Below are 10,663 nucleotides of genomic sequence, written 5' to 3'. Positions count from 1 at the left end.
GCCAAACTCCGCTGCCCGCCCCGCCGCACCACCACGAACCGCCAGGCCGTCCTTATCCCCCATCACGAACAGACCAGCCAAAACCCACGACGAAAAACGGTCACACTTTGTTTGCAGCGGGCGTTAATCGTTACGTGGCGGTGGATTGTTGTCATGACTACCCGCTTTGGGTACCCGTCGCGCCTTCGTGCCCATCTACCAACGTTCGGGCGAGTAAGCGTGTACCGCTGATCTCACGGAGAGATCCGGCGGGCGGCAGGCCTTGTAAGCAATTGGAGAGGTAGCCGGCGAGAAGATCCGTGGTCGCGGAGGCATCATTCCGATTCGCCTCTACGTGCAGCAGCCGCTGTCGAACCCTTACCCGCTGGTGTCCTAATTCGGAGGAGGCTGCGGGGCGCGTCGCGACGCGCGCTACAACGGAGGTCGGTGCCAGAACAGCCGCCGGTCGCTGGCGCAGCTTCGGTGAACCCGGCCATGACCTCCGGCGATCCAGCGCGGAGATCACCGCATCGACCCTAATCATGTGGGGTGAGCTGGCTCCCGGACTTCGCGGCATACGGCCCCGAACGCCCAACGAAGTACCCGCACCGCGAAGCTCGAATGACTTGCTACCCGTCACGTCGCGTTCTCATCGGAGCTAGGGGCGTTTCTCGAATTGACATGTTCCTTCCTTCAATCCGCGCTGACCGCAGAAAGCCGTAACGCCGGTCCGACGTTTTTCCGCGCAGCGGGCCGGATAGCTCAATGGGGTGCGGAGTTGACTACGTCGGAAAAAGCGTAGATTTTCCACCCATCGTCGGTCAACTTGAAAGCGTAGAAGGCCGACACGGTTTCGATCAGCGAACCGTCCTCGCGGACGCGGTCCGCGCTGTACAGCACCACGTGGGCCTTGGATGGCGAGACGGCGAGAACTTGGAATCGGGAGTTCCTCGTTGTGTACCAATCCTTGGAGCGTTTCAACTCGGCCGGGTTGATCGGGAACACATCGTGCATCTGGACGTCGGACTCGGCGATGTGTGCCAGCGGATAGGCAACTACTGCGTCGAGACCTTGGATGTCGTTGGTGATGAATGCATCGAGATATCGGAGGTAGGCGGCAAGCACCTCATCGGCCAGCCTCGAGCCCTCATTGTCGATCGGCGATCGGCCTGTCGTCATCACTCTACCTTCCTACTGGTTGTTGATTCGGTCCGTCTGCCCACCACGTTGCCCCTACGGGAGTCGCCTGGGGGTCATCGATTGCGTCTACGGCGAGATTGCCTCGGGGGTCGCTGTCGAGGTTGCTTTTCGCCGACGGTTCGTGGTCCTGTTTCTGCCCATTCTGCCCATCACGTCACGACTGCCGCAACGAACCGGCCGCGACGTTCGGGACGACGTCGCGCGTGGGTTCGGGACCTGCCGGAAGGCGTAGGTTGGCATCGTGATGCGCTCATCGCTGCCGGACTTACGCACCTCGTCCCTTTCGCTGCTGAAGCCCTGTCCCAGGTCTTGACGTACCGCCGAGAAATCATGAACGAAGAAAACCTGCCGACCGGCAGTCCGCGCGCGCCTGCGCAGCGCGAGCGCTGATTGCCGCGACGCCCGCTACCAGCACGACCCCACCGAAGTAGGCCGCCAGCCCGGCGCAGAATCTCGTTCTCCACCGCCAGGCGCCGCCTCTCCTTACACAGCGCCGCCAGCTCTTTGCGTTCGTCGCTGGTCAGGCCCTTGCGCTTGCCTTCGTCGGTGTCGGCCTGGGCCAGCCAGTTCCGCAGGCACGACTCGGAGATCCCGAGGTCCTTGGCGATCTCACGGATCGGCTTGTCCCGCAGCCGAGCCAATTCGACTGCGCGCTGACGAAACTGTGGCGGGTATGGTGCGGGCATCCGAACTTCTCCCTCGGCGACCAGTGTCACTTCAGCTCAGGTGTCCGGGAAACCGCGGGAAGCTCAGACGTGTCGAAACCCTCGGCGGACGTGGGCGGGTGACTTTGACTGTCTGTGGCGCGTCGTGCAGGTCGATCTCGTGCAGGATCTTTCTGGCCGTGGCCGGGCCGTTGGTCTCGACCCCGCTAACGTCGGCTTGGGCCACCATCACCGCTACGGCGATCCTGGCCACCGCGACTTCAAGCGGGCCCTGACGCCAGCGGGTGATGTAGACGTGCCCGCCTCAGCCGCGAATCGTTCCGCGGCGGTTGTCGACGCTTTCGTGGCGATCGACCCGCAGATGACCTGATCCAAAGGTCGTCGTTGGAGTTCCGCTATTGACCGGCTGGTCGGTCGGTATTATAGTCCGGCGCGTGGGATGGCCCGGATGCGAAACGGGGATGCTGGCCGACGCTCGCTCGGTGATCCGCAGAGTGTGCTGAGGCGCACGACACCGGCCTTTTGGAAAAGGGTCCGATCGGCGGGGCCGCCCCAGCACCCCGGGCCCGCATGACGGAGCCCGCCGCCTAATTCCGAGTGGACTGGCTCCGTCGCTTACAGAGGGTTTATACGTCCGGGTTTACGGTGAGGGAAGGGGATCGCCAATGATTTGTTCGCAATGCGGGCGGTGGCGCCTGCTCGGGAACCCGTGCCGACGGTGCCGCCGGCTGTGGCGGCGGTGGCGGCGAGATTACCTAGCCCGGGCCGCGCCGCAGGACGCGCTTACCGAGATGACCCGTCTACCTTCCGATACGAGTTGACCTTCGGCGCGAGCCTCCTGCCATGCAGTTGGGCTTCCGGCTTCCTGTGCCCTATTCCGCCCCGGTGTCTCTGCCCGCAGTCGTGTCACGTCGGCGCGACCGTCGGTCCAGTGATCGCAAGAATACCGAACGCCAATTCCGTGATCACGGAGCCATTTTCATCGTGCGTAACGGTTGGCTTCGACCTAGCGCAGGACGAGGATGGCCTGCCCGATCGTAGTGGTTCGGCGTGGGCAGGAGCCCAGTTTTGGCTAGGATCTTCCAGGTATTGAGGGTGGTGATGGCTCGTTCACCACGGGCGGGGACTTGGCGTGCGCACGGTTCACGGCCGTCTGTCAACGTGACAGCTTCGGCCGGTAGCGGTGCCGCTTGAACGGGGTACGCACGCCGCACCGGGCACCTTGGTGGCCCATATCCGCGAACGTCATCACGTTCGCAATGGTCAGCGCTTCAATGTTGCCGTGAATGCGGGCTGCGGTCGGGACGTGGACCGCAGCCCGCAGTGCCGGGAAGGCCCAGACGACCGACCGCCGCGTCGCCGATGACCTACACGTTCACCCGTGCCGCTGGTGCTTCTCCGAGTAGTAGGCCCTCTGGTCGGCGACGCGGTCGATCGGGATCAGGATGCCGTCCAGGATCGGGCACGCCAACCGGCGAATCTGCCGCGGCCAGGTCCATCTACCGTCGAACTAGGAGATCCTCACCGAGGGGCCATAAAGGTTTACCCAATCGGGATCGTTCGCGATGCTGTATACGGAATCGCCGCTCGTTCCAGTCCGGGTCGGCGCAAAGCACACGACCCTGATCCATGCGGTAAGATCGCCGTGACACACCCGCTGGCCGGCGTCAACCCCGTTTCGGACATTCGACACCACGACGGAGCGGTAGCTCGAGGTCTTAGGCACGAAAATCAAAGCGCTCTGATATGATTTACCGTTGACGATGGTGCAGACCTGCTCATAGAAGGCGGGCTTATCCACGGTGGCGCCGCAATGCCAGGTCGAGTCAGTGCCACGGTACGTATACCAGTCGACATATTCGACGTAACTCGCAGCGCTGCGATCCCCCGACGCGTGTGGTGTGCCGGCCGAGGCGTTCGCTACACCGGCGCCGCCGACCGTCATGCTTATGGTAGTTAAAATCGCGAGTGCGGCAATTCCCATGCGTGCACGCAAACTCATTTAGATACCTCCTCTGTCAGTCAGTACACATTCCTGGATTTGCTGTCATAGATATCCCTCTGGCGACGGGCACCACTAACCGGCTCCGTGCGAGATCGCCAACCGGCGCGAGAGGGGAATCGATGTGATCGGCGGTAACCGAGTGGGGGTGCCCGGGAACGCGATCGACTTCCGCACCGGACTCCGGGAGTGGGATGCCAGCGGCACGCCCGACAGGGGTGCCGCGGCCCGGCAACTCCGCCCATAGGAATCCGTTGCCCTGCCGCGCGCCCCCCTCCTCGGCCTGCCTGGGCATCAATCCGGCCGCCCCGGCTTGATGCCGGCCACAGAAGTCGCCTTAGCCGCGAGCGAACTGCCCGCAATGCGATGGCCATGCCCACCCCGACTATCCGACAGGCCGACCGGTCGGTCGGCGGCGCGCCGAGCGTAACATCGTGATGATGTCCAAACAAGTAAGAACGGCCGGCAGGCGAAGCACGCGCAGCGATCGCCCAGTGCAGGGTTCGCCACCTAATACCGAGTCCTGCGGCCACGCAACCCTGAAGATCCACCGTGCCCTGGTCGAAGCAGACCTCGAAGCCGATATCGCGCTGAACCGCGGTCGTGTGAAAGGCGCGGCCACCGGTCCGCTGACGTGCGCGATGTCCCCTGCTCCGGCGATGGTGTTACAGGACCGCCTACGCGGCGGTGATGCAATACCCGCACCGGCGCGCGGCTGCCCACCCTGGCCGACGTGGTCGCCTACCTGATCACGTGCGAGCGACGGCGTTGGTGGACGCACCGAGATCCGGGGCCGGCGTTCCAGCGCCGGCCGGGCCGCTCGGGCGGTGATCGACGGCTCCCACGTGCCGGCGCTCAACGGCGGCCCAAAACCTGCTCGTGCCCGGTCGACCGCCGCCGCCCGGGCTCGAAACACCACGGCCTTCACCGACGCGGGCGGCATCCCCTCGCCGCGACCCTAACCGGCGGCAACCGCCATGACCTCACCCCCTACTGCCCCTGATCGACAAGGTTCCCCGGATCAAGGGCATCCGCGGCAGACCCCGGCAGCGACCCGAACGGCTCTACGCCGGCCGGGCTTACGACTACGACAGCTACCGCGGCCAGCTCCACAAGCAGGGCATCACTCCGGTCATCGCCCGACGCGGCGTCCACGGTTCCGGCTTCGGCGCCCGACGGTGGGTCGTCGTCGAGCAAACCATCGCCCTGCTGCACTGGATCCCGAACGGCATCGCAGAGAGCGGCACCTTACGCATCATCACCCCGCCCGTCTCGATCCGTCCTCAGGCGCGTTGATCGCGGCGGGGCTGCTGTAGCGGGCGAACTCGTCTGGGTCGTGGGCGCAAAAGACCTCGACCGGGTGATTGGGTGTGGCGCGTATACAGCGCAACCGGTCCAGGTTGGCATGCCGGGCCTGACGGTCGAACTGTGCCAAGTTTCCCGACATGCGCAGCCCCATCGGGCAGTGTGGTCGGTTTGGATCGATCTCGCCACGATAGAAGTAGGTGTCCCCGGCGTGGAGCAGCCAGCCAGCCCCGGTGTCGATGGCCACACCTGAATGCCCACGGCTGTGGCCAGCGAGGGGGATCAGCAGGATCTGCGGAGGTAGGTCGACGAGTTGGTGGACGGACGCGAATCCGAACCAGTCGTCACCGTTGGTCTCGTCATAGGTGGTCCAGGAGGGACCGTGGTCCCACTGATTCGGGCGGTAACGGCGACGTTCGCCGCTGGTCGGGCGCCGCGTCGCCGCGTCGTGCTCACGGGCATGGAGATGCACGGTTGCCCACGGGAAGTCGCTGATTCCGCCGACGTGATCGACGTCGAGATGGGTGAGCACAATGTGCCGCACGTCGGTCGGTTGGTATCCGAGTCGGTTGACCTGCCGAACGGCTGTCTCGTCCGGGTCGAGTGCGGGACGGGCGAGCCGCAGGAACCGGCGGCCGAGTACGGCGACCGGGTCCGCGAGGTCCCGCATGCCGAATCCACTGTCGATGAGGACCAGCCCGCGATTGGTCTCGACGAGCAGGCAATGGCAGGTCAAGGTTGCCGCCTCGAACAGTCCTCCGGTCCCGTTAGTCAGGCGGCGGCTGACCGGGTGCATCGAGCCACAGTTAAGGTGGTGAATCCTCATGATGCCCTCCTGGTGACGGATTGCCGCCGTGGGCGGCATGGTGTTGCCCACCACTAGCGACGCAGGTTGTTAGGTGCCGGTTTCATTTTCAATTCAGGTGAGACGGTCGCAGGACGGGGATGAGGACAAAGCCGACCAACAAGGAGCCAGCTGCCTTTAATGATGGATCGCATCCACACCCTTCAGATGGCACTGAACCCCTCACAAGGATCGTGTCACCCGCACGGAGACTCGCTCGCGGCCGCGGTTATCGGCTAAGCCACTTTCAGCCCAAGGCCAAGGGCCGCCGCTGGCGACGGCTCACGCCAAGTTGGTAGCGCCCGCGGCGAACAGAGCTGTTTCTGTGCGGACGCTCAGCCGCTGTCAGGCCAGGGGCGGCGGGCCACGAGATTGCTTCACCAAGCGAGCCGGCCAGGCCCCGGGGCGGTAATGAGGTCTTTTGGTTTGGGCGAAACCAACAGCTCTCATCTGCCCCCACCTCTGTTGACCGACCGGCCGGTCGGCGAAAGCGGTGCCGACGCTACCATGCCGGCCAACCATCGACAAGGCCGGTCGGCAGGCCCCGCGATGCCACGCCGGGTGAGACACGCGGCCGCCCGCGCCCTTGCAGAGATCGTGCTACGAAGCGCGCGAAGCTTGCCAGCATGCCCCCGGGCGGTGCCTGCGTCGTCGTCTTCTGCGCCGTGGTGATCGCGAAAGGCCCGCAAACCAGGTTGAGGACTGCGGCGGTCAAGCGACCGGGCGGCACAGGTAGTGCCGTTCCGCGACACGGCACATGGCCTCCGCGCGTCGGGCCCTTGCAACTACCCCAATTGACGGACGCGCCAGCGACATCTTTGTGTGCGCAACGGCAGGATGCTATCGTGGCAATCCGACCGGTCGGTCGACAAACCCGAACCGCGACCGGACCACCGAGCGGGCCCGGATGGCCAACCAACAACCATCACCGGCTGAGGGCGGGAGCCTGATGATGCCGGCACCAGGCCGACGTCGTCCATGACCGTCGTCAGCGATTCGCCCACGTAACACGCGCTGGAAGGGGGAACGTTGGCCACCGTGCTGTCAACGATTAGCGGGCCGCGCGACTTGGACAGGCTCAGCCCCGCACAACTGACAACCTTGGCCCAGGAGATTCGAGAGCATCTGATCGCAGCTGTTTCCTGCACAGGTGGACATCTCGGGCCGAACTTAGGTGTCGTCGAACTGACCATCGCCCTGCATCGCGTCTTCGACTCCCCACACGACAAGATTGTCTTCGACGTCGGTCACCAAGCATACGTTCACAAGCTCTTGACAGGACGACAAGATTTTACGCTGCTGCGCCAACAGGGCGGACTGTCCGGGTACCCATCACGTTCCGAGTCAGCTCACGACATCGTCGAGAACCAGCACGCGTCCACCGCACTCTCCTGGGCGGACGGGCTGGCCAACGCCCGTCGCGCGACCGGCGCGGTGGGCTGCGTAGTCGCGGTGATTGGCGACGGTGGGCTCACCGGCGGCATGGTGTGGGAGGCGCTCAACAACATTGCCATCGCGAAGGAACGGCCGATGGTGATCGTGGTCAACGACAACGGCCACTCCTACCAGCCAACGACTGGCGGTCTAGCCGACTACCTGGCGCGGGTGCGCACGGCTCCCGACTACGAGAAGGTGCTGGAGTGGGGCCGGTCGGTGCTGGAGAACACGCCACTGGTCGGCCGGCAGATGATGACCATGGCCCACGGCGCCAAAAAGGGGCTCAAGGACATCCTGGTCCCGCAAGGCATGTTCGAGGATCTCGGCTTGAAGTATATCGGGCCGATCGATGGACACGACGAGCAGGCGCTGGAGAAGGCCATGCGCCGGGCGAAGCGCTTTCCCGGACCGGTGGTCGTGCACTGCATCACAGAGAAGGGCCGCGGCTACCTCGAGGCTGAACAAGCGGACGAGCGGCATCACCAAGTCAAGGCGAAAAACGCGGCCCCGCCGAGTGCCGACAACTGGACGAACGCCTTCGCCGATGAACTTTCAGCCCTAGGTGCAGAACGACCGGACATTGTGGCCATCACTGCGGCTATGATGCGCTCAACAGGGCTCGAGCCGTTCGCCCAACGGTTCCCAGACCGGTTCTTCGATGTCGGCATCGCCGAGCAGCACGCCGTCACCTCCGCAGCGGGCCTAGCCTCGGCGGGCCTACACCCGGTGGTTGCGGTCTATAGCACGTTCCTCAACCGGGCTTTCGACCAACTGTTGATGGATGTAGCGCTGCACCGGACTGGCGTGACGTTCGCGCTGGACCGTAGTGGCGTAACTGGCGAGGACGGCGCCTCCCACAACGGCGTGTGGGATCTGGCCGTACTCCAAGTGGTGCCGGGTCTTCGTATAGCCGCGCCGCGAGACGCCGTCCAACTCCGCGCCCAACTACGTGAAGCGGTCCGGGTGCAGGACGCGCCGACATTGATTCGTTATCCGAAGGGTGATGCTGGGACACCCATCACTGCAGTCGGGCGAGTTGGCGGCATGGACATCCTCCACCAACCGGATCCGGCGGACCAAGCCGAGATCCTCATCGTGTCGATCGGCTCCATGGCCGATCTCTGCTGCTCAGTGGCCGACCGGCTGACCGCCGGCGGGCACCTGGTTACCGCCATCGATCCTCGATGGGTCAAGCCTCTCGACCCGGCCCTGCCGGGGCTGGCCGCACGCCATCGCCTGGTCGTAACGGTGGAGGACGGCGTCCGCGCCGGCGGCGTAGGGGCCATGGTCAGCCAGGCGCTCAGCGACGCGAACGTCTGGGTGCCCGTACGTAGTTTCGGTACCCCCGTTGCATTCCTCGATCATGGTAGCCGCGAACAGGTGCTTCAGCGCTGCGGCCTAACCGCAGCGGACATCACGGACCAGACCGAGCTGGCGCTGACGGCCCTTGGGCAAGTGGGAACTCCAGCGGGCCCGGGCCCACGAGCGGAGACAAAGCCGCAGCTCCACAATGCTGCAGCCCAGTGAACGCAGCCGAAACCAACACACCACCCGGGTGCCTTCGCCGCCGTGAGAACAGATCCGGCCCGAAATCGCGGTGCGGAACCAGATCTCCGGTCGTGTCCCAGATTGGACCGTTTGCAAGAAGAGTCCGGAGCGTCGGGGCGGCTCACCCGCCCCGACGCTCCTGATCGAGGCTGCCAGGAGATTCACCAGTCCCAAGTTCGAAACGTGGTAGGGCGGGGTTGGGCCCGCAGCACCTAGGCGAACTCCTGCCGCAGGGCGGCGACATCGACCGGGTGCCTGGCCAGACGGGTGCACAACTAGTCCAGCGGCCGGGCCGCGAGGTAGCCGAAGCGCACCGCGTAGATCGCGACGGTGTGCAGGGCGAAGGTGTCGGAGTAGTCCATCAGGGTGTACCCCAGCAGCTGATCCAGATCTGTGCGGATCAACGCCGCAACGCGAGTGCCGTCCGCCTGCGGTTTGCCCTCTGGCTTGATTGGGTGGCCTCGGATGCGTGTCAACCCAGTGCCTTTCGCAGCAGCGCCGTCAACTGGTCTTGTTCGTCGGGTGAGAGTCGTCCGACCGCCGTGCGGGCGAAGGTGAAGGCGGTTGCGAACCGGTGGTTGATCTCGTCTCCTCGGGAGGTTCGCGCGACGAGTCGTGCGCGGCGGTCCCGGGGATTCGGTTCGCGGGTCACGAGGCCGAGCGCTTCGAGACGCGCGACGATTTGGGTGATGTTGGAGGCATCGCAGCCGAGCTCCTCGGCCAAAGCGCCCATGCCGCGTCGCTCATCGAGTCTCCCGAGCACGCATGCCTGTGCCGGGCTGAGCGACAGCTCGGCTGCGGCCGCCTCGTAGGCGCGGTCATATACGTCGACCAGGTCGAACTGGGCGAGCGTGTCTACGCTGGGACGATGCCGGTGCCGCGCGGTGGCTTCCACGCCGAGTACGGCGTCGTTATGGTCTTCGGGCCGAGCGGGGGTATCGGGCACATGGCCGTGCAGCTGGCGCGGCACAGCGGCATCCGGGTGTTGGCCGTGGCCTCTGGTGACGACGGTGTCGCCCTGGCCCGGCGGCTGGGCGCCGACAACGCCGTCGACGGTCGCAAAGACGATGTGTTGGCTGCGGCTTTCGAGTTCGCACCAGGCGGGCTCGATGCGGCTCTAGTCACCGTGGGAGGCGCGACTGCCGAACGGTCTCTTCGCGGGATCAAGAACTCGGGGCGGATCGCCTGGCCGAACGGGGTCCTGCCTGTGCCTGTAACGTCGGCGGGCGCGACGGTGTCTTACTACGACGGGGATCGAAGCCGCGCCGGCACCGATCGGCTAAACGCGATCATCGAGGCGAGCTCCTTCGAGGTCCATGTCGCCCAGACCTTCCCGTTGGAGCGAGCCAAGGATGCGCATCGCGCCCTAAATGATCACTATGTCGGGAAGCTGGCCCTCAAGGTCGGATAGAACGCAACATGCGGCCCGAGGCCCCGGCTGTCAACAGCATCAACGCCGCTCAGCCTGGCGACAGGGAGGCCGGCACACGGCCTCCGACACACTTCCGTGCGAACTAATTGTCAAGCTGTGTCCGCAGCAGGCTGTCTCACTCGCACGCGGCTGGGACAGCCTGCTCTCGCGAGGGCTCGCTATGCCACCGTTGCCGGCTGCGCCGACAGCAGCTTTTGAGTCCATCCGCTGTCGTCAACAGTGCCGAGGTTGCGGATGTCCTGGCCGCTCAT

Annotated in this window: 9 protein-coding genes and 1 pseudogene; 3 read left to right on the top strand and 7 right to left on the bottom strand. The window is 65.1% G+C overall.

What is annotated here, in order from left to right:
• Positions 1-741: 741 nt before the first annotated feature.
• A complete protein-coding gene (locus ACIP9D_RS32685) occupies positions 742-1,158 on the bottom strand; it encodes a hypothetical protein (protein WP_350877511.1) in 417 nt (138 codons plus the stop codon).
• 170 nt (positions 1,159-1,328) lie between these two features.
• Entirely contained in the window at positions 1,329-1,865 is a 537-nt protein-coding gene (locus ACIP9D_RS32680; RefSeq protein WP_350877513.1) for a transposase, read from the bottom strand.
• Between the two features lie 124 nt (positions 1,866-1,989).
• Here ACIP9D_RS32680 and ACIP9D_RS32675 point away from each other — a divergent pair, with 124 nt between their 5' ends.
• Entirely contained in the window at positions 1,990-2,214 is a 225-nt protein-coding gene (locus ACIP9D_RS32675) for a hypothetical protein (protein WP_350877515.1), read from the top strand.
• Between the two features lie 636 nt (positions 2,215-2,850).
• Here ACIP9D_RS32675 and ACIP9D_RS32670 read toward each other — a convergent pair.
• The 3 genes and pseudogenes from ACIP9D_RS32670 to ACIP9D_RS32660 form a co-directional block, all read right to left on the bottom strand.
• Positions 2,851-3,327 (bottom strand): annotated as a pseudogene (locus ACIP9D_RS32670) (transposase family protein); the annotation flags it as partial.
• 27 nt (positions 3,328-3,354) lie between these two features.
• Positions 3,355-3,846 carry a hypothetical protein gene (locus ACIP9D_RS32665; RefSeq protein WP_350877517.1) on the bottom strand — a complete coding sequence of 164 codons (492 nt, stop codon included), beginning with the start codon at positions 3,844-3,846 and terminating at the stop codon, positions 3,355-3,357.
• A 1,258-nt stretch (positions 3,847-5,104) separates the two neighbouring features.
• On the bottom strand, positions 5,105-5,977 hold the full coding sequence (locus tag ACIP9D_RS32660; protein ID WP_350877519.1) for an MBL fold metallo-hydrolase: 873 nt from the start codon (positions 5,975-5,977) through the stop codon (positions 5,105-5,107).
• Positions 5,978-7,033: 1,056 nt separating this feature from the next.
• Between ACIP9D_RS32660 and dxs the strand changes: the two genes are divergently transcribed.
• On the top strand, positions 7,034-8,959 hold the full coding sequence (gene dxs / locus ACIP9D_RS32655) for a 1-deoxy-D-xylulose-5-phosphate synthase (RefSeq protein WP_350877527.1): 1,926 nt from the start codon (positions 7,034-7,036) through the stop codon (positions 8,957-8,959).
• A 296-nt stretch (positions 8,960-9,255) separates the two neighbouring features.
• On the opposite strand, the gene ACIP9D_RS32650 is transcribed toward dxs, so the two are convergent.
• Both ACIP9D_RS32650 and ACIP9D_RS32645 read right to left on the bottom strand, forming a co-directional pair.
• On the bottom strand, positions 9,256-9,384 hold the full coding sequence (locus ACIP9D_RS32650) for a hypothetical protein (RefSeq protein ID WP_350877521.1): 129 nt from the start codon (positions 9,382-9,384) through the stop codon (positions 9,256-9,258).
• A gap of 68 nt (positions 9,385-9,452) precedes the next feature.
• Positions 9,453-9,875 carry a MarR family transcriptional regulator gene (locus tag ACIP9D_RS32645; protein ID WP_350877523.1) on the bottom strand — a complete coding sequence of 141 codons (423 nt, stop codon included), beginning with the start codon at positions 9,873-9,875 and terminating at the stop codon, positions 9,453-9,455.
• Between ACIP9D_RS32645 and ACIP9D_RS32640 the strand changes: the two genes are divergently transcribed.
• On the top strand, positions 9,849-10,391 hold the full coding sequence (locus ACIP9D_RS32640; RefSeq protein ID WP_350877525.1) for a zinc-binding dehydrogenase: 543 nt from the start codon (positions 9,849-9,851) through the stop codon (positions 10,389-10,391). The two genes, ACIP9D_RS32645 and ACIP9D_RS32640, sit on opposite strands and share 27 nt — an antisense overlap.
• Positions 10,392-10,663: the final 272 nt, after the last annotated feature.

This window comes from Micromonospora sp. NPDC093243 (assembly GCF_044753725.1).
Classification (GTDB): Bacteria; Actinomycetota; Actinomycetes; order Mycobacteriales; family Micromonosporaceae; genus Micromonospora.
Note: the sequence above shows the minus strand (reverse complement) of the source record. Positions and strands in the feature narration are given on the sequence as shown.